This window comes from Pseudomonas sp. SWRI99, assembly GCF_014270125.1.
Lineage (GTDB): Bacteria > Pseudomonadota > Gammaproteobacteria > Pseudomonadales > Pseudomonadaceae > Aquipseudomonas > Aquipseudomonas hamedanensis.
Map to the genome: position 1 here is coordinate 37,013 of NZ_JABWQR010000026.1, position 25,230 is coordinate 62,242.

Consider the following 25,230-nt stretch of genomic DNA (forward strand, 5'->3'; position numbering starts at 1 on the left):
AACTGTCAGGCGGGGGACAAAGCGCAGGTTTGCGGATATGAAAAACCCGTGTAGGAGTGAGCCTGCTCGCGGTAGCGGTATTCCAGACAATGATGATTTGACTGATACACCGCTATCGCGAGCAGGCTCACTCCTACAGGTTTCGAGCTGATTTCGGGGAGCGGTTACACAGCAGCCAGCGCACCCAACCGGCGATGATGAACGTCCAGATGCCCCTTTATCAGGCGCAGCACTTTGGCTTCGTGTTCATGGATGAAAAAGTGCCCGCCAGCAAACATGTCCACGGAGAAACTGCCGGCGGTCTCCCGACTCCAGCCGATCAACTGTTCGGTGGTCGCACGATCGGTGGTGCCGCCGAGCACGTGGACCGGGCAATCGAGCCGTGGCCGCTCGACCGGGCGATGGCTGCCGCACAACAGGAAGTCGGCACGCAGGATCGGCAGGGTCAGGCTCATCAATTCCTGGTTTTCCAGGGCCTCGGCGCTGGTGCCCTGCAGCGAGCGTAATTGCTCCAGCAACTCGGCATCGGTTTTGGGGCGCGCCAGGTCACGATCGTATTCGTCGCGCAGACTCGGTGCGGCGGTGCCCGAGGCAAACAGCGCCACCGGCGGCGGACAACCCAGGGCGCGCAAGGCGTGCGCCAGTTCAATGGCGAGCAGCGCCCCCAGACTGTGACCGAACAGGGCATATGGCGCTTGCAGCGAACCGCGCAGCTCACGGGCCAACTGCTGCACCAGCGCCGGCATGTCGGTCTGCAACGCTTCATCGAAACGCATGCCGCGCCCCGGTAATTCCACAGGCTGCAACTTCAGCCACTCGGGCAGTTTGCGCCGCCAGCGGCTGTACACCATGGCACTGGCCCCCGAATACGGCAGGCACAGCAGTGTCAACTGAGTCACCGCGCTCACCTCCAAAAAAACCATATTGCTAACAGAACGCACGAGCGCGGCTGAAAGTTAACCAGCGCGGTAAATTTCCCCCCACATGGCACGTCTCCTGTTCACGCCAAAACCAACAAGAGGCATCGCCGTGGACCTGCAGACGATTCTGAGTTTACTGTTCGCCAATGCCAGCGCCGTCGGGATTGAAGGGGTCTTTCAATTCGTGTTTGCCCCGCATCAGGCCTTCTGGTCGGAAATTCGCCAGACCACACGCACCGAAGCCGGACGCCATGCAAGCCCGGACGTGACCATCGAAGTGGCAGAAAAAGATTTCGTGGGCATCATGGCCGGCACCGCCAACGTCGAGGAGCTGTTCGCCAGCGGGCGCCTGAAGATTGGCGGCAACATGGGCCTGGCGACGATGCTGCCGCAGATCATCGACCATGCGCGCAGCGGTGCCGCCACCGTGGAAAAGGTCGACATGAACAAGCGCTACCCGACACCGCCGCGGGTCAGCGAACGACTGACCGCGCGCCTGCCGGTGCAGACCGTGGTCGAACGCATTGCGCGCAGCGAACTGTCGGTCGAGCAGTTCAAGCGCGATTACCTGCCCTACGGCGTTCCGGTGGTCATCAGCAATGCCCTGCACGACTGGCCACTGTTCAAGCTCAGCCGCGAAGAATCGCTGGTGCATTTTGCCCAATTGCAAGGCATCACCCGCCACGGCGATTACGTGAAGAAGACCTTTTCCACCGAGCGTGATTTTCGCTCCACGTCGATGGCCGATTTCATCGCCTCGCTGGACCGCCCGGCCGTCAAAGGCCCAGACGGCGAGCCGCCGGCATACATGGGCAACAACATTTTGCCTGCGCAGTTGCTGGAACAGATCCAGTACCCGCCCTACTTCGACTCCTCGCTGTTCATCCCGCCGCGCATCTGGATCGGCCCCAAAGGCACGCTGACGCCATTGCATCGCGATGACACCGACAACCTGTTCGCTCAGGTCTGGGGCCAGAAGAAATTCACCCTCGCCGCCCCGCATCACCGCGCGGCACTCGGTACATGGTCGACGGCACCACAGGGTGGCCTGGACGGCTGCGACTTCAACCCGGACGCGCCGGACTATGAACGCTTCCCGGCGGCGCGCGAGGTGACATTTCTGCGGGTGACGCTGGAGGCTGGGGATTTGCTGTTCTTGCCGGAGGGCTGGTTCCATCAGGTGGAATCGGTGTCGACGTCGTTATCGGTCAACTTCTGGGTCAACTCCGGCCGAGGCTGGTAACCCGATCCCCTGTAGGAGTGAGCCTGCTCGCGAAGCGGTGGGTCAGTCAGCACATCACCATCTGACCCACCGCCTTCGGGAGCAAGCCCCCTCCCACAATGGAATCTCATTTCAAGTGGCGGAAACTTTGAAACGCTGAAAGCAGCACCACCGCGCCCGCCGCAATCGCCAGCCAAAACCCGCTGCGCGCGCCAAACGCATCCACCAGCGCGCCTGATCCGGCGGCGCCGATCGCCACGCCAATACTCAACCCCGTCACCAACCACGTCAGGCCTTCGGTGAGTTTGGCCGGCGGCACGATGCGTTCGATCAGGGCCATCGCCACGATCAGCGTCGGCGAAAAAAACAGCCCGGCCACGAACACCGCCAGCGACAAGCCGACAATATTGCTCGCCCACAGCAACGGTAACGTGGTCACTGCCGTCGCCACACCGCCATAGAGAAACAGTCGCGGTAACGGCAGCTTCGAGCGCATTGCGCCGAAGGCGATGCCGGCCAGGCACGAGCCGATGGCGTACACCGACAAGACTATGCTCGCCGCCGCCGGCTGGCCCTGCTGCTGGGCGAAAGCGACGCTGACCACATCGATCACCCCGACGATGACGCCCATGGCGAGCATCAAGGCCAGCAGCCACTGAACATCCGTCGAACGAATGATCGAGCCTTGATGCTGCGACTCATGCGGATGCACCGGCGGCTCGGTGCTGCGCTGGGCGACGAACACCGTCACGCCGATCGCCAGCGCCAACAACGCCGCCAACGGCCCGGCCTCGGGAAACACCGCGACGGACAAGCCCACCGACAGCGGTGGCCCGACGATAAAGCAGACCTCGTCGAGCACCGACTCCAGCGCATAGGCCGTCTGCAATTGCGGCTGGCCACGGTAGATCTCAGTCCAGCGCGCCCGCACCATCGCCGACATGCTCGGCATGCAGCCGGCCAGCGCGGCGCAGACAAACAATGTCCAGTTCGGCGCCTGCATTCGCGTGCACAACAGCAGCATCAATAACCCGCCGCCGCCCGTCAGCGCCGCTATCGGCAGAACCCGCCCCTGACCGTAGCGATCAACCAGCCGCGACACCTGCGGCGCGCAAAATGCCGTTGCCAGGGCAAACGTCGCCGCCACCGCGCCGGCCAGTGCATAGCCGCCGGTCAATTGCGCGAGCATGGTGATCACGCCGATGCCGGTCATGGAAATCGGCATGCGCGCAATCATTCCCGCCAGCACAAACGCACGGGCGCCGGGGGCGGTGAACAGTTCGCGGTACGGGTTTGCCATGGGGACTGCCTCATCAAGGGCAGCCAACTTGCCATAGGGTTCAAGCGCGTGGAAGCGGCGAATTGTTAGTGGAATGTGAAGCACCGGGAGAACCGTGGTCATGGCTTGCTTTCGCTGCAATGGCTTGGCCACACGACAGGGCTGCCTGCCCGCTGCCCCTGACCACTCGTCGAAAATGCCTATGCACCTGTCAGACCTGACAGGTGTGCTTTTCCCTACAGCGCGCTTTGATGGAGGCAGTTCTACGCCAGCAGGAATTTCGCCATGAAGCCGCCGCAAACAACCGCGCCACCACGCAGCGCGACTCCTCCATTCGTCGTGCGCAGTCTATTTTGCCCGCCACCGACACGCGTGGATAAAGCGTTGGGCCGAGAGGTCAACGAGCGCCTGATGGCCTGGATACCGACCGTGGGAATCTTCGCCGGCAAGCATGAAAAATTGCGTGCCAGCGATTTCGGTCGCTATGCCATGTTGTGTCACGCCGACACGGACGATCCGGACAGGCTGCTACTCGCCGCCCAATGTTTCGCCGCGCTGTTCGCAGTGGATGACCACTATTGCGACGACCCGTCACTCGGTGGCAGCCCCGAGAAAGTGGCGGAGAAACTGTCGTTCGCCATTACCGCCATTGATCCGGCGTATTTGCCCGCCCCCTTCGACGGCGAACTGTTGCAACAGCAAAGGGCAGATCCGGTGATCAGAGGACTGTTGGCCTACATGGAGCGAGTGGCACACTTTTGCACGCCGTCGCAGGTAGCCCGCGTGCGCCAAATCACTATCGCCATGTTCGTTACCATGGCGGCGGAAGGTCCGTGGCGTATCTACGGCACCCAGCCGACCATTGCCGAATATCTGGCGAGCCGGCAAGTCAACAGTTTCTGGCCCTGCCAGGTACTGATCGATGCCATTGATGGCTATGAGGTGCCAGCCAACCTGTATGCCAGGCCGGACGTCCACCGCATCAGCGCACTCGCTTCCCTGGCCACCACCCTGGTCAATGACCTGTATTCCGCCTACAAGGAACACCTCAAGGAAACGGGCGACTTCAAGCTTCCTTACTTGTTGGCGGCCAGACATAACTGTTCGTTACAGGACGCCATCGATAAAGCCGCGGATATTCATGATGCAGTGATGCAGCAATATGTGGCGCTGGAGCGGCAGTTGCTCAGCGATGCCACGCCATTGCTCAAACGTTATCTGACGGGCCTGACTGCGTGGATCGCAGGCAATTGGGAATGGCACAAACACAGCGCCCGTTACCGGATCTGAGCGCTCTGTTGAACCCCGGATCGCCATGAAGATGACGACAGCAGAGTGATTTTCCTGCGCCCTTTGCTGAACTCTCGCCTGCGCGCACCAGTCAGCTAGTTAAATCCACGCTCAGGCGCTGACATTTATGCACATCTCCCTCGCCCGCCAGGTGGCCGTTATCACCGGCGCCAGCTCCGGCATCGGCCACGCCGCCGCCCAGGCACTGGCCGCCGCCGGTGCCGCCGTCGTCATCAACTACAACAGCAGCGCCAGACCCGCTGAAGAACTGGCTGCGAAAATCAACGCCGAGGGCGGCAAAGCGCTCGCCATCGGTGCCGATGTCTCGAAAGAAGACGAGGTTGAGCGGCTGTTTGCCGAGACCGTCGACGCCTTCGGTTCGCTGGACATTCTGGTGGCCAACTCCGGCCTGCAGAAAGACGCCGCAGCGGTGGACATGACGCTGGACGACTGGAACACGGTGATCGGCGTCAACCTCACCGGGCAGTTTCTCTGCGCCCGCGCGGCGTTGCGGATTTTCCAGCGTCAGGGCGTGCGCGAAGGCGTGTCCCGGGCCGCCGGCAAGATCATTCACATGAGTTCGGTGCACCAGCGCATTCCCTGGGCCGGGCACGTCAACTATGCGGCGTCCAAGGGTGGCGTCGATCAATTGATGCAGAGCCTGGCCCAGGAGGTCAGTCACCAGCGCATCCGCATCAACAGCATTGCCCCGGGGGCGATTCGCACGGCGATCAACCGTGACGCCACTGAAGGTGCGGCGGGAGAGAAACTGCTCGAACTGATTCCCTACGGCCGCATCGGCGACGTCGAAGATGTCGCCAACGCGGTGGTCTTTCTCGCCTCCGACCTGTCTGACTATATCGTCGGCACCACGCTATTCATCGATGGCGGCATGAGCCTCTATCCGGGGTTTCGCGGCAATGGCTGATCATCATCCGGAACGCCAAAGCGCCATCGATGCCCACGGCATCATTGGCGACATGCGCAGTGCGGCGCTGGTCAACAACAGGGGCAGTGTAGATTTTTTCTGCTGGCCGGAGTTCGACAGCCCCTCGATTTTTTGTTCGTTGCTGGACACGCCTGAGGCAGGGATTTTCCAGCTCGCACCGGACTTGCCCGGCGCCCGGCGCGAGCAGATTTATCTGCCCGACACCAACGTCTTGCAGACTCGCTGGTTGAGTGAACAAGCGGTGGTCGAGGTCACCGATCTTTTGCCCATCGGCGACCATGAAGACGCCCTGCCGCTGCTGATGCGCCGTGTGCGTGTGGTCAGCGGCTCGGCGACGTTCCACCTGCGCTGCGCGGTGCGCCATGATTACGGCCGCGCCGATACTCAGGCGCAGTGGGACGATAAGGACGTGACGTTCAGCGCCGCCGACCAGCCGTCACTGCGCCTGGCCTCGGATCAGCGGTTAACGCTCGACGCCAACGCGGCGGTGGCGCAGTTCACCCTCAAACAAAATGAAACCGCCGCGTTCATGCTCGGCGCCAGCGACGACCCGCGCTTCGCCGCAGGAGCCGCTGAACTGTGCCTACAGCGCACCTTGCTGTTCTGGCGCGGCTGGATCGGCCAGTCCAACTATCGCGGTCGCTGGCGAGAAATGGTCAACCGCTCGGCCCTGGCCCTGAAACTGCTGACCTCGCGCAAGCACGGCGCGATCCTCGCCGCCGCCACCTTCGGCCTGCCGGAAACCCCCGGCGGCGAACGCAACTGGGATTACCGCTACACGTGGATCCGCGATGCGTCGTTCACGGTGTATGCGTTCATGCGTTTGGGTTTTGTCGATGAAGCCAACCACTACATGCAATGGCTGCGTGGACGGGTCAGCGATTGCTGCGGCAAACCGATGAAGTTGAACATTCTCTACGCCATCGACGGCCGCCAGGAGTTGCCGGAGACCGAACTGACGCACCTGTCCGGCCACGGCGGCGCAACACCGGTGCGCATCGGCAACGGCGCCTTTGAGCAAATCCAGCTGGACATTTTTGGCGAGCTGATGGACGCGGTTTATCTGGTCAACAAATACGGCGACGCGATTTCCCATGAAGGCTGGAAGCACGTCTGCGAAGTGGTCGATCAGGTCTGTGAAACCTGGCAGACCGAGGATGTCGGCATCTGGGAAATGCGCGGCGAGCAGCATCACTTTCTGCACTCACGCTTGATGTGCTGGGTGGCCCTGGACCGCGCCATCCGTCTGGCCTCGAAACGCTCGCTGCCGGCACCGTTCGCCCGTTGGGATCAGACCCGGCAAGCGATTTATGCCGACATCTGGGACAACTTCTGGAATGAAGAGCGCGGACATTTCGTCCAGTACAAGGGTGGCACCGCGCTGGATGGCTCGATGCTGTTGATGCCGCTGGTGCGTTTCGTCAGTGCCAAGGACCCGCGCTGGCTGTCGACGCTCGCAGCGATCGAAAGAAGTCTGGTGCGCGACGGCATGGTTTATCGCTACCGCAACGACGACGGCAATATCGATGGCCTCAGCGGTACCGAAGGCGCATTCGCCGCATGCTCGTTCTGGTACGTCGAATGCCTGGCCCGCGCCGGGCAAGTGGAAAAAGCGCATCTGGAGTTTGAACAGTTGCTGCGGTATGCCAATCCGCTGGGGCTGTATGCCGAAGAGTTCGACAGCCATGGCCGGCACTTGGGCAACACGCCGCAAGCGCTGACGCATCTGGCGTTGATCAGTGCGGCGAGTTTTCTGGATCGCAAGTTGAGTGGGGAAAAGAGTTCCTGGCAGCCGTAAATCTCGCCACCGTCTGTAGGACATATTCCACAAAACTGTGCTTTACCAGGCCAAGTCCTACGCAGCCATCAGCAAAATAATTCCTTTGTGGCGAGGGAGCTTGCTCCCGCTGGGTCGCGAAGCGGCCCCAAACCCTGCGTCTCCATCCGTCCAGAGGGACCGCATTGCCTGGCTTTGCGCCTGCTGCGCAGCCGAGCGGGAGCAAGCTCCCTCGCCACAAAACACGCGTCTCATGGGGATTACACCGCCTCAACATCCCTTGGACTATCCTCCCCCTGCAACTTGCAGTCACACCCGGAAATACCCTGTTGCCAGCGGTTACATCCGCACCTACCATCCAACGCAACGGGCACAGCGGAGCTGTCCAACCACCCCCGAATTCAAGGAACCGGAATGCCTCACCACGTCCAGCGCAGCATCGACTCCCCTCTTCGCACCGGGCTGACCCGCACCCAGCTCTGGGAAGCCGCCGATAAAGGCCTGATCAAATGCTGGGAAATCGGCCGCCAGCGTGCCGAGCGCTTTCCCGATCTGGCTCAGCGATGCCTTGCAGGCGAATTGCCGGTGCTCGGCTGGAAGGGCGGCGTCAGTCGCAGCCTGAAGAAAAACGAGAAATACGGCTCGCTGAAATATCTCGCGCAGTGGCAGGGTTTGCGTGGTGAAGATCTGGATATTGATTTGGCTGAGGAACGTTCGCTGACATGCTCGCGGACGAAAATGAAAGTGACGTTTACCCCGGATCGGACCAAGTATTTCAATCAGGTGGCGGAAGTTGAGGCTTAGTGCCGTTCGTTGGTGCGCGTCTCGTCGGCTGAATTGAGCCGGGCAACCTGTTTGCCGGTCCAGGGTTTGAATACGCTTTAAACGGAGTGATCTGCCATGCTTGTTTGCGTTCTCACCCCAACCCTGACCATCGCCTGTGAACACCACGGCCCGGACACCGGCGCCCCGGTGGTTCTGCTCCACGGCTTCCCCTATTCCCCGCGCGCCTTTGATGAAGTCGCCCCGGCGCTTGCCGCGCGAGGCTATCGCGTCATCGTGCCGTATTTGCGCGGTTATGGGCCGACACGTTTCAACAGTCCACAAACCCTGCGCTCGGGCCAGCAGGCCGCCATGGCGCAGGACTTGCTCGACCTGATGGATGGGCTGGGCATCGAACAGGCGACGCTCTGCGGTTATGACTGGGGCGGCCGCGCGGCGTGTATTGTCGCGGCGTTGTTTCCGGCACGGGTGCGCGGGTTGGTCACTGGCGACGGCTATCTGTTGCAGGACATCGCCAATTCAACTCAGCCGTTGGACCCCGAAACCGAGCATCGGCTTTGGTATCAGTACTATTTCCACACGCCGCGAGGCGTCGAAGGTCTGACGCAGAATCGCCGGGAGTTGTGTCAGTTGCTTTGGCAGCTGTGGTCGCCGACGTGGTCGCACAGGGACGAACGCTACCCGCTGACCGCTGCCGCGTTTGATAATCCTGATTTTATCGACGTGGTAATTCATTCCTACCGGCATCGCTTCGGGTACGCCTCGGGCGATCCGGCACTGGAGTGGATGGAGGAAGCGCTTGCCAAACAGCCGGCTATCAGCGTACCGACCCTTTCGCTGTGCGGTGCCGACGATGGCGTTGGCCCCGCGTCGGTGGTTGATGAAGATGCCGAGCATTTCAGCGGTTTCTATGAGCGGCGGGTACTGGCCGGCGTCGGCCACAACATCCCCGAAGAGGCGCCGCAGGAAACGCTCAAGGCCATACTGGATCTGTTGCAGCGCTAACCGAAAACCGCTCGCGATAGGCCTGTGGCGTGACGCCAATAGCACGGAGAAAACTGCGCCGCAGTGTTTCTTCACTGCCAAACCCGCAATTGGCTGCGATGCGTTTGACCGGCAGGCCGGTATCGCTGAGCAAACGCCGCGCCGTTTCCACCCGGATCAATTCGATGGCCCGCGCCGGGGTCTGGCCGGTGTCGGCGCGGTAATGGCGAATGAAGCTGCGTTCGCTCATGCCGGCCTGTTCGGCCAGGGTGGGAATGCCGAGGTCGCACGTAAGGTTCTCTGCAATCCAGACATGCAGTTCATCGAAGCGGTTGCCTTGATTTTGCAATGACAGCGTGACGCTGAACTGTGACTGCCCACCCGGTCGTTTGAGGAACACTACCAAGTGGCGCGCGACGTCCAGAGCGATGTCGCGACCGAGGTCCTCTTCGACCATCGCCAGCGCCAGATCTATACCGGCCGTGACCCCGGCCGAGGTCCACACCGGGCCGTCATTGATGAAAATCGGATTGGCTTCGACGCGCAGCCTGGGATGTTGCTGCGCCAGTTGTTCGCAACGCGTCCAGTGCGTTACCACGCGGCGGCCGTCGAGCCAGCCACTGGCCGCCAGCAGAAAGGCCCCCGTGCACACCGAGGCCACGCGGCGGCAGCCAGCGGCATGTTCGCGCACCCAATCGACCAATGGCGCATCTTCAGCCGCCGGATAAATGCCCCAGCCACCGGCGATGATCAGCGTGTCGCTGGGCGCCTGCGGCAGCGGTTCGGCCAGCACCGCCAGACCCGCCGACGACATCACCGCCCCGCCCTCGCTGGCAATCACGCTTGGCGCATAAGGCGTCGGCAAGCCGCGCTGACGGGCAAGATCGTTGGCCGAAGCGAACACTTGCAATGGCCCGGTGACATCGAGGATCTGCATGTTGGCGAACGCGAGAACGTGAATGGCTTTGGGCATTTGGCGTAATTCGTGGGGTGATTGGCGTATGCGCCAGAACCTACGCGCCTACAGTCAAGCCGTCCACCCCCTTAATGGAGAAAAAACACCATGACGTTGCAGATCGGTTTCCTGTTGTTTCCGCAGGTCCAGCAACTCGACCTGACCGGCCCGTACGACGTGCTGGCCTCGCTGCCGGGCGTGCAGGTGCATCTGGTCTGGAAAGACCTGATGCCGGTCACCGCCAGCACCGGCCTGCTGCTCAAACCGACGACAACGTTTGAAGACTGCCCTTGCCTGGACGTGATCTGCGTGCCCGGCGGTGGCGGTGTCGGGCCGTTGATGGAAGATGAACAAACGCTGAACTTCATCAAACGCCAGGCCGCACAGGCCCGTTATGTGACCTCGGTGTGCACCGGCTCGCTGGTGCTTGGCGCGGCCGGCCTGCTGAAGGGCAAACGCGCGACCACGCATTGGGCGTATCACGATCTGCTGCCGACGCTGGGGGCGATTGCGGTGAAGGATCGGGTGGTTCGCGACGGCAATCTGTTTACCGGCGGCGGGATTACCGCCGGGATCGATTTCGCTCTGGTGCTGGCGGCGGAACTGGTCGATGCCGACACGGCGCAACTGGTGCAATTGCAGCTGGAATATGCCCCGGCGCCGCCGTTCAATTCGGGCAGCCCCGAGGCCGCGCCGAGTGCGATTGTCGATGAGGCGCGCTTGCGTGCGGCGCCTTCGTTGAAGTTGCGCACGGAGATTACCGAGCGCGCGGCTGCCAGACTCAACCTGCGCTGATCACCCAGCCATACACAGCCCCTGTAGGAGCTGCCGAAGGCTGCGATCTTTTGATCTGATCGTTCCCACGCTCTGCGTGGGAATGCAGCCGGGGACGCTCCGCGTCCCACAGCCTCAAGATCGCAGCCTTCGGCAGCTCCTACAGGTCGATCCCTAGTTATTCGCCGCGCTTCTCGCTCTCCTTCACTTGTCCCACCTCCCTCGCCCGTGTAGAAAGCCCCTTCCAGAATTTCGCACAAGGACTTTCGATGAAGGCGTTGCCATGGCTCTATCTCGCGCTTCTCGGCCTCGGTTACGGATTGGCCCTGAGCTACGGCCAGCTCGGCTGGCTGGCACTGATCTCTGTCGGGCTTTTGTTATTCGCCGCGTTCGCTGTGCGCCAGCAACAGGTGCCGGTTGCGCGTTGGCTCGGCCATGGCCTGTTTATCGTGCTGGCCCTGGCGCTGGCGATGCACTGGCTGCCGGGTTTCGCCAACGGTCGCGCCATCGACCCGCAACGTTTCACGGACGATGCGGTGCCATTCGCGATGTACCTCAACCTCGACAAACCGCTGATTGGCTTCTGGCTGTTACTGGTCTGCCCGTGGATTGTCGCGCGACGTTCGTTGCGCCTGACCGTCTATGCCACCGCCCTCGCCCTGACCCTGAGCGCGATCCTCGCCCTCGGCGGCGCATTGTTGCTCGGCGTGATCACTTGGGCGCCAAAGTGGCCTGATCAGGCCTGGCTGTGGGTGCTGAACAATCTGCTGCTGGTGACGCTGGTCGAGGAGGCGCTGTTTCGCGGCTATCTACAGGGCGGACTCAGCCGTCGCCTCAAACACCTGCCCTACGGCGACAACCTCGCGCTGCTGTCGACTTCGCTGTTGTTTGGTTTGGTGCACGCCGGCGCCGGCTGGACCTGGGTGTTGCTGGCGGGACTGGCCGGGGTCGGCTATGGTCTGGCCTACCGTTTCGGCGGACTGGGCGCGGCGATCGCCACGCATTTCGGCCTGAATCTGCTGCACTTCGGTCTTTTCACCTATCCGATGCTGGCCAGTTGATGCAAGCGCCGTTTTGCGACGGCCTACTTAAATCTGAAAAAAAAACTTCAATAAAAACCTGTCAGCGCCGACAACCTTTCAAAGCCTTGCGGATTGAAAAACCATGCGTAACAACCAGCCCATTACACAACGCGAGCGGACCTTTCCAGCTCAGCAACGGTTGATTTCCACCACCGATGCCAAGGGCGTGATCACCTACTGCAACGACGCGTTTGTCGAGATCAGCGGGTTTTCGCGGGAGGAACTGATCCGCGCGCCGCACAATCTGGTCCGTCATCCTGACGTGCCGTCGGCGGTGTTTTCGCACATGTGGGGCACATTGAAACAAGGCTTGCCATGGATGGGCATTGTCAAGAATCGCTGCAAATCCGGTGACCACTACTGGGTTAACGCCTACGTCACGCCGGTGTTTGATGGCAGCCAGGTGATCGGTTACGAGTCGGTGCGCGTCAAGCCCACCGCCGAACAGATCCGCCGCGCCGAAGCGCTCTACCAACGCATCAATCAGGGCAAGTCGGCGATTCCTTCGACGGACAAATGGCTGCCGATCCTACAGGACTGGCTGCCGTTCATTCTGGTCAGCCAGTTGAGCTTCATGATCGGCGCGACGCTCAACTCGCAGTGGGGCTTCGCCCTCGCCGCCGCTCTGTCGGTGCCGCTGGGCCTGATGGGCCTGCAATGGCAACAGCGCGGACTCAAGCGCCTACTGCGCCTGGCCGAACAGACCACTTCCGACCCGCTGATCGCGCAGATGTACACCGACAGCCGTGGCGCGCAGGCGCGTCTGGAAATGTCGATCCTCAGCCAGGAAGCCCGCCTGAAAACCTGCCTGACCCGTCTGCAGGACACCGCCGAACACTTGACCGATCAGGCCAAGCAGTCCGACGCCCTGGCACACAACAGCTCGACCGGCCTGGAACGCCAGCGCGTGGAAACCGAACAGGTCGCTACCGCCGTCAACCAGATGGCCGCCACCACCCAGGAAGTCGCCAGCCACGTGCAACGCACCGCTGACGCCACCCAGGAAGCCAATCGCCTGACCGGCCGTGGCCGCGACATCGCAGGCGAAACCCGCGAAGCCATTCAGCGCCTGTCCGTGGTTGTTGGGGAAACCGGCCTGACCGTGACCCAACTGGCCAAGGACAGCGACGAAATCGGCGGCGTGGTCGACGTGATCAAAGGCATCGCCGACCAGACCAACCTGCTCGCCCTCAACGCCGCCATCGAAGCGGCGCGTGCTGGCGAGATGGGCCGTGGTTTTGCCGTCGTGGCTGACGAAGTTCGCCAACTGGCGCAACGCACCAGCGAATCCACCGGGCAGATCCATGCCTTGATCGCCAAGCTGCAACAGACAGCGTCGAGCGCCGTGCAAACCATGGAAGCCGGGCATCGCCAGGCCGAAGAAGGCGTGGCGCGGGTACTGGAAGCGGATCAGGCACTGGTCGGCATCAGCGAAGCAGTGGCCAACATCACCGACATGACCACCCAGATCGCCGCCGCGACCGAAGAGCAAAGTGCCGTGGCTGAAGAGATCAGCCGCAACATCAGCAATATTTCGGAACTGGCGGACCAGACCTCGGAACAGGCGCATAACTCGGCGTTGCTGAGTGAAGAGCTGACCAAGACTGCGAATACACAGTATTCGTTGGTGGCGCGGTTTAACCGCTGACAGCAAAAGATCGCAGCCTTCGGCAGCTCCTACAGATAATCGATGTAGGAGCTGCCGAAGGCTGCGATCTTTTAACCTTGAAAGCCCGGACGGCGAAAGCTGCCCGGTTTTTTTTGGTTCCGGGATTGCTGACGTCTGGCAGACCGCTATCGCGAGCAGGCTCACTCCTACACTGGATCTGCGGTGGCCACCCATTACGTGTCCGGCCACGGCCTCCTGTAGGAGTGAGCCTGCTCGCGATAAGGCCTTTTATACCTCACAGGATCATCACTCCATGTCCAGTCGCTTCCGAGCATTCTCGAGCAAGCATCCGCTCATGGTTTTTTCGCAATCACACCCGCCATGTATCCATGCAAATCACGAAAAATCCTTAACGCTCCAGATATGCGCCGGGATCTTCACGTCATTCTCCTGCAAGTTTTTCGGTATTAGATTGCCGTTCGGGCGCAGGAATTCGATCGCCACGATAGTGGCACATTAATAGCCGCTACCCCTTCAGAATTCCTGCATGCGGACGACAACCTCCGCAAATCCATTCCTTGTTATGAGTCCTTCATGAAGAAGTTCGCTGTCCTGATGTTCGCCGTTCTGTTCCTGGCCGGATGCGCCAACCAGAAATTCAAGCCCGAATACCGTACCCAGATCCACACCGTGAAAATCCTCCCGGTGTCATGGAAACCCCGGGAAATGAGCTATATGGGCCGCGAACAAGCATGGGGCGCCGCCATTGGCGCGGGCGTCGGCACCGGCGTAGGGCTGGCGGCGGGCGCTGGCAAAATCGGTACGGCGGCACTCGGCGGTGCCGGTTTTGCCGCTGGTTTGAAGGCCGGCGACCTGGCCTCCATGTCGACTGTCGATGCGATTCTGTACAACATGGAAACCGCCAACATCAACCTCGGCGACTTGGTGAAAAAGAGCTTCGAAGAAAAACTCGCCGCCAGCGGCCGCTTCAAAATCGTCGGCGACAACGAACCAGCGGACGCGCAGATTGAACTGACCGTATTCAACTGGGGCTTCGCCCTGACCCAGGGCTTCAGCAGCGTGGTTTACCCGACCATCGCGGTCAACGGTGTGATGAAGCGCGGCGACGAGTTGATCTGGCAGCGCAACGAGCCGATCACCGCGTTTAACGGCGCCAACACCTACGGTTATGAGCCGCTGCGCTATCGCACCGAACCGGAACTGGTACGCACCGCGTTGACCGGTGTTTCACAGATTGTCGGCGACTATCTGGTCAAGGATTTGAACGAGTAAGGGTGACGGCGCTGCGCTGAGCCCAAGCAGGGTTATATGAATCGTAATGCCTCTTTCAATCGATCCCCCGGAGAGTTCTGTGCAGCGCATCATTCTTTGCATCAGCACATTGCTGCTGGCCGCTTGCGTCACCCAGCCCAAAAATACCGACCGCCAGGCAGTGTTGCTGGCCCAGCCGTTGACGCCCCAACAGCCTGATGCGTGAAGGCGAAGTCATCAACTTTCAGGTGATCGAGCCGCGCGATCCGCAATCCGTGATGGTACAGCGCTTCCAGTACTCGGCGGCCTGCAACACGGCGCAGATCAAAGTTTGTGGAGTCTGGCAAGCCGCCATCGCGAGCAGGCTCACTCTTACAGTTGATCTGCGGTGATCGCAGATTTTGTGCCTGATCACGATCCCCTGTAGGAGCGAGCCTGCTCGCGAAGAGGCCTTCCCTGCCGACGACGATCTCACTCAAGCAATGCAGACACTGCCTACAACTCGCCCAGAATGCGCCGACTGGTGCTCGCTGAGGCTAGGTTCTATCGTTTGCCGGTCAAAACTTATTCACATAAGCTGGTCAGCATGAATACACATCCTTCGGAGGCTCCGATGGCCACTACCCGAAAAACCGACAAACCCAGCAAAAAGGAAGTTCGCGAAGAACTGACATTCCTTGATGTTCGGCAAGCCGCGCGTGATGGGCAGAAAGTGTTCGATAAATTTGTGATCACTGGCAGGCTACTCATTACCGAGTAAATCAAAAAGATCGCAGCCTTCGTCGGCTTTTGCACGGTAACTGTAGGAGCCGCCGAAGGCTGCGATCTTTAGATCTTGGAAGCCCGGACGGCGAAAGCTGTCAGGGCTTTTTGTTTTGATCTGAAATAGTGGGGTCTGGCAAGCCGCCATCGCGAGCAGGCGAAGGCCTACATTGGGTTTGCGGCGGCCACAGATTGTGTGCCTGATCACGATCCCTGTGGGAGCGAGCCTGCTCGCGATGAGGCCATAACAGCCAGCGAAATTATTGAGGCAACTTCAGCTTATCCAGCAACCGATTGACCAACAGCTCGTTGAGCATGATCACCTGTTGCAGCGCCAGCAGCGGTTTACGCTCCGGGCCGCCTATCGAGTTGGCGATATTACCGGCCATGGCATGCGCGTATGAAAGCGACTCGCAGGCCTCGATCAACAGGGTCTCGTCATCCAGCGAGGGATCGACAACATAGACGGGGCGATATTTTGGCGAACCTGGCGGTGCTGCCAGGTCTTCGGGCCTGAGGTAGTAATCGAGGGCGCGGTCGGTGGCTTCTTTGACTTTTTGCGGATCGAATGCGGGGTCGTGGGGGATTGGCGGGTTGGGGGTTACTTTGAACATAGATGAAGCCCCATATCGAAGAAATAGGAGCCATCACCCTCGCTACCAAACGACGGGTGGCGGCCATGCGCGGGTTGGTAGACCGGTCGATACGGAAACCCGGCGCTCACGAATGAGCCCCACGCATGTCCACCATATAAAACGCAGCCGCAAAAAGAGGCTGAATAAGGTGGCGCCATACGGCGGTACCGAAGCGGGCTACCAAACCCGATCACTGAGTTTGTCAGTGACCGAGAAACGATATAGCCAACCTCATAGCCGTGTAAGCCGGCGGATTCTGGCGTACGCGTAGGCAACGGCGCAAGGAGTTGTAGCCTGGATGGCGTAACGGATCGTGTAGTTTAAACGTGGTTATTTGATGATGTTTAAGTGCTGGGATTGCCTTTGACAGTCAGATGGCTTGATGTCGCCTGGAAAGAGCTTTCGCGAGCAGGCTCGCTCCCACAGTTGAGCCGGGTACGTCAGTGAGGGATTGGTTGGCGCGGATGCCGCCATCGCTGGCAAGCCAGCTCCCACAGGGATTTGGTCCAACCGGTGGATATTGGTCGGTTGTCAGGGCGCTTTCGCGTGCAGGCTCGCTTCCACAGTTTTTGGCTGCATTGATATTGATGTCTCGACGCAGGACCTAGTGTGGGAGCGGGCTTGCTCGCAAAGGCGGTGTGTCAGGCAACCGAGAGGTTGGCTGTGCAGGCCTCTTCGCGAGCAAGCCCGCTCCCACAGGGATTGAGTAGAGCCGGTAGAGATTGGTCGGCTGTCAGGCCGCCTTCGCGAGCTGGCTCACTCCCACAAAAGCAAAAACAAAAGCAAAGCAGCGCAGCTGCCCGCGGCGAAGCCGCCCCACTCAACAATGAGCGTTAGCTCGAGTGCTTTTGATCTTGCTTTTGATCCACGGGCGACTTCGGAAGGCTGAGTGGAGGGATTGATCCGGGGGTGGGAGCGCAGCGACCGTCTGGCGCAGCCAGACACAGCGAGTGTAGGTGCAGCGAAGCCAACCGGAGCCGCTGCGCCCGGATCGATTCCGCAGCGAAGGAACCCCGAGCCCCAGCGAGCGGGCCGCACGTAGGAGCAAGCGTTTTTTTGCTTACTTTTTTTAGGCGTTTGTAAAAAAAGTGAGTCGCCGTAAGGGCGAAACCCTAAGTGGCCCTTACCGCAGCAACGAATATTCACCCAAACATTACCGAAGAAACTTCGCTACTTTCTGCGCGGCGCTAGCCAAATGCTGTTCATGCGTAAAACCGGAAACCTTCAACGGCTTCAAATCATGATCACCTGCCGCCAGCCAAGTCACCTCAATACTCGGTGACAAGCTGTAAGCCGCAACTGCCTCACGATTACCCAGCGCATCCCGCTCCCCCTGCACAACCAACGCCCGCGTGCGCAACGAAGCCAAATGCTCAACCCGCGGCTTCTCCGGCTTCCCCGCCGCATAAAACGGATACCCCAGACACACCAACGCATCCACCCCCAACTCATCCGCCACCAAACTGGCCATCCGCCCGCCCATCGACTTGCCGCCAATCGCCAAAACCCCAGCGACATGACGCCGCACTTCGCCATACACCTCCCGCCAGCAATCCTGCAATTTCGGCGCAGGATTCGGCGGACGCTTAACCCCATCCACGCGCCGCTGCGCCATATACGGAAACTCAAAGCGCACTACGTTGATACCCAGCGCAGCAAGACGCCCAGCCATATCCGACATCCAGTCACTGTCCATCGGCGCCCCCGCCCCATGCGCCAGGATCAACGTCGCCGAAGCCTCACCAACAGCGGCGTCCCACAGCCACCCATGATCACGCACACACTGCGCCCATTGATCCCCGTCAATACTGGCCTTGTGCTGTTTGTCCATGCTTGCCTCGCTTTTAGTCTGCCTATAACTCCAGACGAAGGATTCGCGCCGTTCGCGCGCGCTCACTTCGGCTGAACCGTGGATGGGGAACCATGAACACTTCTATCAGTACCGCCTACAACTACAAGGTGGTCCGCCAATTCGCCATTATGACGGTGGTGTGGGGCATCGTCGGCATGGGCCTCGGGGTTTTTCTCGCGGCGCAATTGGTCTGGCCCGAACTCAACTTCAATTTGCCCTGGACCAGTTTCGGCCGTCTGCGCCCGCTGCACACCAACGCGGTGATCTTCGCCTTCGGTGGCTGCGCGCTGTTCGCCAGCTCTTTCTACTCGGTACAACGCACCTGCCAGACGCAATTGTTTGCACCAAAAATCGCCGCGTTCTGCTTCTGGGGCTGGCAACTGGTGATTCTGCTGGCGGCGATCAGCCTGCCGCTGGGTTACACCAGTTCCAAGGAATACGCCGAGCTGGAATGGCCGATCGACATCTTGATCACCATTGTCTGGGTCGCCTACGCGATTGTGTTTTTCGGCACGATCATGCAGCGCAAGACCAAGCACATCTACGTGGGCAACTGGTTTTTTGGCGGGTTCATCATCACCGTGGCGATTCTGCACATCGTCAACAACCTTGAGTTGCCGGTGAGTTTCACTAAATCCTACTCGCTGTACGCCGGTGCAACCGACGCCATGGTGCAGTGGTGGTACGGCCACAACGCCGTGGGCTTTTTCCTCACCGCAGGCTTCCTCGGCATGATGTATTACTTCGTGCCGAAACAGGCCGAGCGTCCGGTGTATTCGTATCGCCTGTCGATCGTGCACTTCTGGGCGTTGATCACCCTGTACATCTGGGCCGGTCCGCACCACTTGCACTACACCGCACTGCCGGACTGGGCGCAGTCGCTGGGCATGGTGATGTCGCTGATTCTGCTGGCGCCGAGCTGGGGCGGCATGATCAACGGCATGATGACCCTCTCGGGCGCCTGGCATAAGTTGCGCAGCGACCCGATCCTGCGCTTCCTCGTGGTGTCGCTGGCGTTCTACGGCATGTCGACCTTCGAAGGGCCGATGATGGCCATCAAGACTGTGAACGCCCTCTCCCACTACACCGACTGGACCATCGGCCACGTACACGCCGGCGCCCTCGGCTGGGTGGCGATGATCTCCATCGGCGCGCTGTATCACATGATTCCGAAAATCTTCGGCCGTGCGCAGATGCACAGCATCGGCCTGATCAACGCGCATTTCTGGCTCGCGACCATCGGCACCGTGCTTTATATCGCCTCGATGTGGGTCAACGGCATTGCCCAGGGCCTGATGTGGCGCGCGGTCAACGAGGACGGCACGCTGACGTACTCCTTCGTTGAAACCCTGGTGGCCAGCCATCCGGGCTTTGTTGTGCGACTGGTCGGCGGGGCGATTTTCCTGAGTGGCATGTTGCTGATGGCTTACAACACCTGGCGCACCGTGCGGGCCTCGCAGCCTGCTGACGTCGTTGCTGCCGCGCAGATGGCCTGAGGAGTCCGCCATGAAACACGAAACGATTGAAAAGAACGTCGGCCTGCTGATGCTGCTGATGGTGTTCGCCGTGAGCATCGGCGGCCTGACCCAGATTGTCCCGCTGTTTTTCCAGGACGTCACCAACAAACCGGTGGAAGGCATGAAGCCCTACACCGCGCTGCAACTGGAAGGTCGCGACATTTATATCCGCGAAGGCTGCGTCGGTTGCCACTCGCAGATGATCCGCCCGTTCCGCGCCGAAACCGAGCGCTACGGGCACTATTCGGTGGCCGGCGAAAGCGTCTGGGATCACCCGTTCCTGTGGGGTTCGAAACGCACCGGGCCGGACCTTGCCCGCGTGGGCGCGCGCTACTCGGATGACTGGCACCGCGCGCACTTGTACAACCCGCGCAACGTGGTGCCGGAATCGAAGATGCCGGCCTACCCGTGGCTGGTCACGCAGGCGGTCGACAGCAGCCACACCGAAACCAAGCTGAAAACCATGCGCACCCTCGGCGTGCCGTACACCGACGACGACATCAGCGGCGCGGTCGCCAGCCTCAAGGGCAAGACCGAAATGGACGCGCTCGTCTCCTACCTGCAAGTGCTCGGCACTGCGATCAAGAGCAAGAGGTGAGCACGATGATCATTGAAATGAGTGCAGGCCTGATCCGCGGCCTCGGCACGGTCGTGGTGTTTGTCGCGTTTATCGGTTTGACCCTGTGGGTGTTCAACCGCAAGCGCACCCCGGAATTCGCCGAAGCGCGCCTGCTGCCGTTTGCCGACGAACCGCAACCCGAAACAATTTCCGCCCCTGAAACAAGGAGTACCCGGCCATGACCACCTTCTGGAGTACGTGGATCTGCGTACTGACCATTGGCAGCCTGATCGGCCTGACCTGGCTGCTGATCGGCACGCGCCGGGGCGAGACCAAGGGCAGCGTCGACCAGACCATGGGCCACAGCTTCGACGGCATCGAGGAGTACGACAACCCGCTGCCGCAGTGGTGGTTCATGCTGTTCGCCGGGACGCTGGTGTTCTCGGTGGGCTATCTGATTCTGTATCCGGGCCTGGGCAACTGGAAAGGTATCCTGCCGGGTTACGAGGACGGCTGGACCGGCGTTCACGAGTGGGAAAAGGAAATGAACAAGGCCGACGCCAAATTCGGCCCGATCTTCGCCAAATTCGCGGCGATGCCGTTGGAAGAAGTGGCCAAGGATCCGCAGGCGCTGAAAATGGGCGGTCGCCTGTTCGCTTCCAACTGCTCGGTGTGCCACGGCTCGGATGCCAAGGGCGCGTTCGGTTTCCCTAACCTCGCCGACAGCGACTGGCGCTGGGGCGGCGACGCCGAGACGATCAAGACCACGATCATGGGCGGGCGGATGGCGGCAATGCCGGCCTGGGGTGAAGTACTCGGCGAGGCCGGGGTGAAAAACGTTGCCGCGTATGTGCGCCATGAACTGGCCGGCCTGCCGCTGCCCGCCGACAGCAAGGCGGACCTGCAAGCCGGGCAACAGGCGTTCAGCACCACTTGCGTAGCTTGTCATGGCGCCACCGGTCAGGGCACCCCCGCCATGGGCGCGCCAAACCTGACCCATCCGGCGGGCTTCATTTATGGCACCAGTCTGACCCAACTGGAACAGACCATTCGCCATGGTCGCCAGGGCCACATGCCAGCGCAGATTGAATTGCTGGGCAACGATAAAGTGCAATTGCTTGCGGCTTATGTGTACAGCCTTTCGAAAACTAGTGAGCAATTGAGCGGCAAGCTTCAAGCTGAAAGCTCCAAGTAAAATCAACATCTTTGTATACACTTCTGCAAGCGACTTGAACCTACTTGTCGCTTGCAGCTTACAGCTCCTAGCTGCTTCTTTTTGTCGCACCCCTGGCAACCTCTCCTTTCGAATCCCCGGAATCGGGTCTACGCTTCACCGAAGCGGACCGGCCAGCGTCGGTTTTCAGATCAATCCCGAGCGATGCGTTCGATGAACCGGCTGACAGATTCGCCGCAAACGCTGATGGATAACGGCTGTTGCGCCGATTGCCCTTCATCCCCCGATCACGACGCATGAAGATGCGCCGTCGACGGCGATCCGCAGCGCTGGTTTTTTTCGCTCGGTGCGACATTTTGTCAGAGGTCATTTTTGACCCTACGCGGCGCATGGAAAGGCCGCAGAATCAGCGTTGGAAAGCATTGACCCAGGTCATGGCGCGTTGCAATGACCCCCTGCTCTCTGCATACTTGCGGCCGATTTTAATCCTAATAAAACACCCAAACCGTGGAACCTTAGAATGAGCACAGCAATCAGTCCGACTGCTTATAACTATAAGGTAGTCCGCCAGTTCGCCATCATGACGGTGGTCTGGGGGATCCTTGGCATGGGGCTCGGTGTCTTCATTGCCTCGCAACTGGTCTGGCCGGAATTGAACTTCGGTCTGCCGTGGACGAGCTTTGGACGCTTGCGCCCGTTGCACACAAACCTGGTGATTTTTGCCTTCGGTGGTTGTGCACTGTTCGCCACTTCCTACTATGTCGTGCAGCGAACCTGCCAGACGCGACTGATTTCCGACAGCCTCGCGGCGTTCACCTTCTGGGGCTGGCAAGCGGTCATCGTCGGCGCCATCATTACCTTGCCGCTGGGTTACACCACCACCAAGGAATACGCCGAACTGGAATGGCCGCTGGCCATTTTGCTGGCCATTGTCTGGGTCACCTACGGTCTGGTGTTCTTCGGCACCATCACCAAGCGCAAAACCAAGCACATCTATGTCGGCAACTGGTTCTACGGCGCGTTCATCGTCGTCACCGCGATGCTGCACATCGTCAACCACATGTCGCTGCCGGTCAGCCTGTTCAAGTCATATTCGGCCTACTCCGGTGCCACTGACGCGATGATCCAGTGGTGGTACGGCCACAACGCGGTGGGCTTCTTCCTCACCACCGGTTTCCTCGGGATGATGTACTACTTCGTGCCGAAACAGGCCGAACGTCCGATCTATTCCTATCGCCTGTCGATCGTGCATTTCTGGGCGCTGATCACCCTGTACATCTGGGCCGGCCCGCACCACCTGCACTACACCGCCCTGCCGGACTGGGCACAATCGCTGGGCATGGCGATGTCGATCATTCTGCTGGCGCCAAGCTGGGGCGGCATGATCAACGGCATGATGACCCTGTCGGGCGCCTGGCATAAGTTGCGCACCGACCCGATCCTGCGCTTCCTCGTCGTATCGCTGGCGTTCTACGGCATGTCGACTTTCGAAGGGCCGATGATGGCGATCAAAACCGTCAACTCGCTCTCGCACTACACCGACTGGACCATCGGCCACGTACACGCCGGCGCCCTCGGTTGGGTAGCAATGATCTCGATCGGCGCGATCTACCACATGATCCCGAAACTGTTCGGCCGCGCGCAGATGCACAGCACCGGGCTGATCAACGCGCACTTCTGGCTCGCCACCATCGGCACCGTGCTCTACATCGCCTCGATGTGGGTCAACGGCATCACCCAGGGCCTGATGTGGCGCGCCATCAACGATGACGGCACCCTCACCTACTCGTTCGTCGAAGCGCTGCAGGCCAGCCACCCGGGCTTCATCGTCCGCGCGCTGGGCGGTGCGTTCTTTGCCAGCGGCATGCTGCTGATGGCTTACAACGTTTATCGCACCGTACGTGCGTCGGACCCGGTTGAAGCCGAAGCCGCCGCCAAGATCGCCGTCGTTGGAGCTCACTGATGAAGCATGAAGCTGTCGAGAAGAATATTGGCCTGCTGGCCTTCTTCATGGTGATCGCCGTCAGCGTCGGTGGTCTGACCCAAATTGTTCCGCTGTTCTTTCAGGACGTCACCAATAAGCCGGTCGAGGGCATGAAGCCACGCTCGGCGCTGGAACTGGAAGGCCGCGACGTCTACATCGCCAACGGTTGTGTCGGCTGCCACTCGCAGATGATCCGTCCGTTCCGCGCTGAAACCGAACGCTATGGCCACTATTCGGTTGCCGGTGAAAGCGTCTGGGATCACCCGTTCCTGTGGGGTTCCAAACGTACCGGCCCGGACCTGGCCCGGGTGGGCGGTCGTTACTCCGATGACTGGCAGCGTGCGCACTTGTACAACCCGCGCAACGTGGTGCCTGAGTCGAAAATGCCGGCTTACCCGTTCCTCGTGGAAAACAAGCTCGACGGCAAGGAAACCGCGAAAAAAATGGAAGTCTTGCGCACCCTCGGCGTGCCTTACACCGACGAAGACATCGCCGGTGCACAGGATGCCGTGAAGGGCAAAACCGAAATGGACGCGCTGGTGGCCTATCTGCAAGGCCTGGGCACCATCATCAAAAGCAAACGGTGAATCTGATGGATATCGGGATGATTCGAGGCCTGGGCACCGTTGTCGTGATGGTGGCCTTTATCGGTCTGGCGTTGTGGGTGTTCAGCCCCAAGCGCAAGTCGGAGTTTGAAGACGCGACCTTGCTGCCTTTTGCGGATGATCCCGAAGCCATCAAGCACGTCGAGCAAGCTTCTAGGAGTAACAAAGAATGACTACATTCTGGAGTCTGTACGTCACAGTCCTCAGTCTCGGTACGATCTTCGCCCTGACCTGGCTGCTGCTGTCGACCCGCAAGGGCCAGCGCAGCGAACAGACGGACGAGACGGTCGGCCACTCCTTCGACGGGATCGAGGAGTACGACAACCCGCTGCCAAAATGGTGGTTCATGCTGTTCGTCGGCACCATCATTTTTGCCTTGGGTTACCTGGTGCTGTATCCAGGCCTGGGCAACTGGAAGGGCCTGCTGCCGGGCTACAACTATCTCGATACGGAAAAGCAGACCGCGTTCGCCAACGGCCAGACCGGCTGGACCGGCGTGCACGAATGGGAAAAGGAAATGGCGCGTTCGGACGCCAGGTTCGGTCCGATCTTCGCCAAGTTCGCCGCCATGCCGATCGAAGAAGTCGCCAAGGATCCGCAAGCACTGAAAATGGGCGGTCGTCTGTTCGCCTCCAACTGCTCCGTGTGCCACGGTTCCGACGCCAAGGGCGCCTACGGTTTCCCCAACCTGACCGACGCCGACTGGCGCTGGGGCGGTGAGCCGGAAACCATCAAGACCACCATCATGGGCGGCCGTCACGCGGTGATGCCGGCTTGGGCGGAGGTGATCGGTGAGCAAGGCGTGGCTGATGTCGCGGCTTATGTAGTGACCAACCTGGATGGCCGCAAGCTGCCGGAAGACGCCAAGGCCGACCCGGCCAACGGCCAGAAACTGTTCGCCGCCAACTGCGTGGCCTGCCACGGCCCGGCCGGCAAAGGCACCCCAGCCATGGGCGCGCCTGACCTGACGCATCCGGGCGCGTTCATTTACGGATCGAGCTTCGCGCAACTGCAGCAGACCATCCGTTATGGCCGTCAGGGCCAGATGCCCGCGCAGGAACAACTGCAGGGTAACGACAAGGTGCACCTGCTCGCAGCGTACGTTTATAGCCTGTCGCACGGTGAAAAAGCACCGGAAGCGGACGCCGAGTAAGGCCTGCGCCTGAAGCAATACGAGACGGCCCCGCCAATGGGAATTGGCGGGGCCGTTTTGTTTGACGCCCTTGCTTTCGACCAATGGTAGCGC

The 25,230-nt window shown here is 60.6% G+C and carries 26 protein-coding genes and 1 pseudogene; 21 read left to right on the forward strand and 6 right to left on the reverse strand.

Features of this window, described 5'->3' with window-relative positions; translation table 11 throughout:
* Nucleotides 1-164: 164 nt before the first annotated feature.
* A complete protein-coding gene (locus tag HU743_RS20255; protein WP_186650826.1) occupies nt 165-899 on the reverse strand; it encodes an alpha/beta fold hydrolase in 735 nt (244 codons plus the stop codon).
* 130 nt (nt 900-1,029) lie between these two features.
* Between HU743_RS20255 and HU743_RS20260 the strand changes: the two genes are divergently transcribed.
* Entirely contained in the window at nt 1,030-2,163 is a 1,134-nt protein-coding gene (locus HU743_RS20260; protein ID WP_186650828.1) for a cupin-like domain-containing protein, read from the forward strand.
* A gap of 106 nt (nt 2,164-2,269) precedes the next feature.
* Here HU743_RS20260 and HU743_RS20265 read toward each other — a convergent pair whose 3' ends face one another.
* Nucleotides 2,270-3,442, reverse strand: coding sequence for an MFS transporter (locus HU743_RS20265; protein ID WP_186650830.1), 1,173 nt, complete (start codon nt 3,440-3,442; stop codon nt 2,270-2,272).
* 264 nt (nt 3,443-3,706) lie between these two features.
* On the opposite strand from HU743_RS20265, the gene HU743_RS20270 reads away from it, so the two are divergent.
* The 5 genes from HU743_RS20270 (at nt 3,707) to HU743_RS20290 (ending at nt 9,225) form a co-directional block, all read left to right on the forward strand.
* Nucleotides 3,707-4,711: a Camphene synthase gene (locus tag HU743_RS20270; protein ID WP_186650832.1), complete on the forward strand. Its 1,005-nt coding sequence runs from the start codon at nt 3,707-3,709 to the stop codon at nt 4,709-4,711.
* A 127-nt stretch (nt 4,712-4,838) separates the two neighbouring features.
* Nucleotides 4,839-5,639 carry an SDR family oxidoreductase gene (locus tag HU743_RS20275; RefSeq protein WP_186650834.1) on the forward strand — a complete coding sequence of 267 codons (801 nt, stop codon included), beginning with the start codon at nt 4,839-4,841 and terminating at the stop codon, nt 5,637-5,639.
* A complete protein-coding gene (locus HU743_RS20280; RefSeq protein WP_186650836.1) occupies nt 5,632-7,458 on the forward strand; it encodes a glycoside hydrolase family 15 protein in 1,827 nt (608 codons plus the stop codon). Before HU743_RS20275 ends, HU743_RS20280 begins: the two co-directional genes overlap by 8 nt.
* A gap of 393 nt (nt 7,459-7,851) precedes the next feature.
* Nucleotides 7,852-8,241 carry a hypothetical protein gene (locus HU743_RS20285; RefSeq protein ID WP_186650838.1) on the forward strand — a complete coding sequence of 130 codons (390 nt, stop codon included), beginning with the start codon at nt 7,852-7,854 and terminating at the stop codon, nt 8,239-8,241.
* 96 nt (nt 8,242-8,337) lie between these two features.
* A complete protein-coding gene (locus tag HU743_RS20290) occupies nt 8,338-9,225 on the forward strand; it encodes an alpha/beta hydrolase (RefSeq protein ID WP_186650840.1) in 888 nt (295 codons plus the stop codon).
* Here HU743_RS20290 and HU743_RS20295 read toward each other — a convergent pair.
* The gene (locus HU743_RS20295) at nt 9,194-10,177 is read right to left on the reverse strand and encodes a GlxA family transcriptional regulator (RefSeq protein ID WP_186650842.1); all 984 of its coding nucleotides are present in this window, start codon (nt 10,175-10,177) and stop codon (nt 9,194-9,196) included. The two genes, HU743_RS20290 and HU743_RS20295, sit on opposite strands and share 32 nt — an antisense overlap.
* Before the next feature lie 90 nt (nt 10,178-10,267).
* Here HU743_RS20295 and inhA point away from each other — a divergent pair, with 90 nt between their 5' ends.
* From inhA to HU743_RS20310, 3 genes are all read left to right on the forward strand, one after another.
* The gene (gene inhA / locus HU743_RS20300; protein WP_186622426.1) at nt 10,268-10,954 is read left to right on the forward strand and encodes an isonitrile hydratase; all 687 of its coding nucleotides are present in this window, start codon (nt 10,268-10,270) and stop codon (nt 10,952-10,954) included.
* A gap of 248 nt (nt 10,955-11,202) precedes the next feature.
* Nucleotides 11,203-11,994: a CPBP family intramembrane glutamic endopeptidase gene (locus tag HU743_RS20305; protein ID WP_186650844.1), complete on the forward strand. Its 792-nt coding sequence runs from the start codon at nt 11,203-11,205 to the stop codon at nt 11,992-11,994.
* Nucleotides 11,995-12,097: 103 nt separating this feature from the next.
* Nucleotides 12,098-13,663: a PAS domain-containing methyl-accepting chemotaxis protein gene (locus HU743_RS20310; RefSeq protein WP_186550970.1), complete on the forward strand. Its 1,566-nt coding sequence runs from the start codon at nt 12,098-12,100 to the stop codon at nt 13,661-13,663.
* A gap of 314 nt (nt 13,664-13,977) precedes the next feature.
* Here HU743_RS20310 and HU743_RS27245 read toward each other — a convergent pair.
* A pseudogene (locus tag HU743_RS27245) lies at nt 13,978-14,131 on the reverse strand (cytochrome C); the annotation flags it as partial.
* An 87-nt stretch (nt 14,132-14,218) separates the two neighbouring features.
* Here HU743_RS27245 and HU743_RS20315 point away from each other — a divergent pair.
* The 4 genes from HU743_RS20315 to HU743_RS20325 all read left to right on the forward strand — a co-directional run bounded on the left by HU743_RS20315 (nt 14,219) and on the right by HU743_RS20325 (nt 15,656).
* Nucleotides 14,219-14,917: a hypothetical protein gene (locus HU743_RS20315; protein ID WP_093102949.1), complete on the forward strand. Its 699-nt coding sequence runs from the start codon at nt 14,219-14,221 to the stop codon at nt 14,915-14,917.
* A gap of 79 nt (nt 14,918-14,996) precedes the next feature.
* Nucleotides 14,997-15,122, forward strand: a complete 126-nt coding sequence (locus tag HU743_RS27380) for a hypothetical protein (RefSeq protein WP_273508808.1) — start codon at nt 14,997-14,999, stop codon at nt 15,120-15,122.
* Nucleotides 15,115-15,288, forward strand: coding sequence for a hypothetical protein (locus tag HU743_RS20320; RefSeq protein ID WP_186650846.1), 174 nt, complete (start codon nt 15,115-15,117; stop codon nt 15,286-15,288). Before HU743_RS27380 ends, HU743_RS20320 begins: the two co-directional genes overlap by 8 nt.
* 221 nt (nt 15,289-15,509) lie before the next feature.
* The gene (locus tag HU743_RS20325; RefSeq protein ID WP_186623113.1) at nt 15,510-15,656 is read left to right on the forward strand and encodes a hypothetical protein; all 147 of its coding nucleotides are present in this window, start codon (nt 15,510-15,512) and stop codon (nt 15,654-15,656) included.
* 262 nt (nt 15,657-15,918) lie between these two features.
* On the opposite strand, the gene HU743_RS20330 is transcribed toward HU743_RS20325, so the two are convergent.
* Nucleotides 15,919-16,272 carry a hypothetical protein gene (locus HU743_RS20330; protein WP_186650848.1) on the reverse strand — a complete coding sequence of 118 codons (354 nt, stop codon included), beginning with the start codon at nt 16,270-16,272 and terminating at the stop codon, nt 15,919-15,921.
* Nucleotides 16,273-17,446: 1,174 nt separating this feature from the next.
* On the reverse strand, nt 17,447-18,124 hold the full coding sequence (locus HU743_RS20335) for an alpha/beta family hydrolase (protein WP_186650850.1): 678 nt from the start codon (nt 18,122-18,124) through the stop codon (nt 17,447-17,449).
* A 92-nt stretch (nt 18,125-18,216) separates the two neighbouring features.
* On the opposite strand from HU743_RS20335, the gene ccoN (HU743_RS20340) reads away from it, so the two are divergent.
* From ccoN (HU743_RS20340) to ccoP (HU743_RS20375), 8 genes are all read left to right on the forward strand, one after another.
* Nucleotides 18,217-19,641, forward strand: a complete 1,425-nt coding sequence (ccoN, locus tag HU743_RS20340) for a cytochrome-c oxidase, cbb3-type subunit I (RefSeq protein ID WP_186638140.1) — start codon at nt 18,217-18,219, stop codon at nt 19,639-19,641.
* Between the two features lie 10 nt (nt 19,642-19,651).
* Entirely contained in the window at nt 19,652-20,260 is a 609-nt protein-coding gene (gene ccoO / locus HU743_RS20345; protein ID WP_003223389.1) for a cytochrome-c oxidase, cbb3-type subunit II, read from the forward strand.
* A gap of 5 nt (nt 20,261-20,265) precedes the next feature.
* Nucleotides 20,266-20,463: a cbb3-type cytochrome c oxidase subunit 3 gene (locus tag HU743_RS20350; protein WP_186650852.1), complete on the forward strand. Its 198-nt coding sequence runs from the start codon at nt 20,266-20,268 to the stop codon at nt 20,461-20,463.
* Entirely contained in the window at nt 20,460-21,416 is a 957-nt protein-coding gene (gene ccoP / locus HU743_RS20355; RefSeq protein WP_186650854.1) for a cytochrome-c oxidase, cbb3-type subunit III, read from the forward strand. Before HU743_RS20350 ends, ccoP (HU743_RS20355) begins: the two co-directional genes overlap by 4 nt.
* Before the next feature lie 499 nt (nt 21,417-21,915).
* Nucleotides 21,916-23,358, forward strand: coding sequence for a cytochrome-c oxidase, cbb3-type subunit I (gene ccoN / locus HU743_RS20360; RefSeq protein ID WP_186550964.1), 1,443 nt, complete (start codon nt 21,916-21,918; stop codon nt 23,356-23,358).
* A complete protein-coding gene (ccoO, locus tag HU743_RS20365) occupies nt 23,358-23,966 on the forward strand; it encodes a cytochrome-c oxidase, cbb3-type subunit II (RefSeq protein ID WP_007917161.1) in 609 nt (202 codons plus the stop codon). The genes ccoN (HU743_RS20360) and ccoO (HU743_RS20365) overlap by 1 nt, the downstream gene beginning before the upstream one ends.
* Before the next feature lie 5 nt (nt 23,967-23,971).
* On the forward strand, nt 23,972-24,157 hold the full coding sequence (locus tag HU743_RS20370; protein WP_003175465.1) for a CcoQ/FixQ family Cbb3-type cytochrome c oxidase assembly chaperone: 186 nt from the start codon (nt 23,972-23,974) through the stop codon (nt 24,155-24,157).
* Complete coding sequence (gene ccoP / locus HU743_RS20375; protein WP_186638145.1) at nt 24,154-25,137, forward strand: cytochrome-c oxidase, cbb3-type subunit III; 984 nt, start codon at nt 24,154-24,156, stop codon at nt 25,135-25,137. The genes HU743_RS20370 and ccoP (HU743_RS20375) overlap by 4 nt, the downstream gene beginning before the upstream one ends.
* The last annotated feature ends 93 nt before the right edge of the window (nt 25,138-25,230 follow it).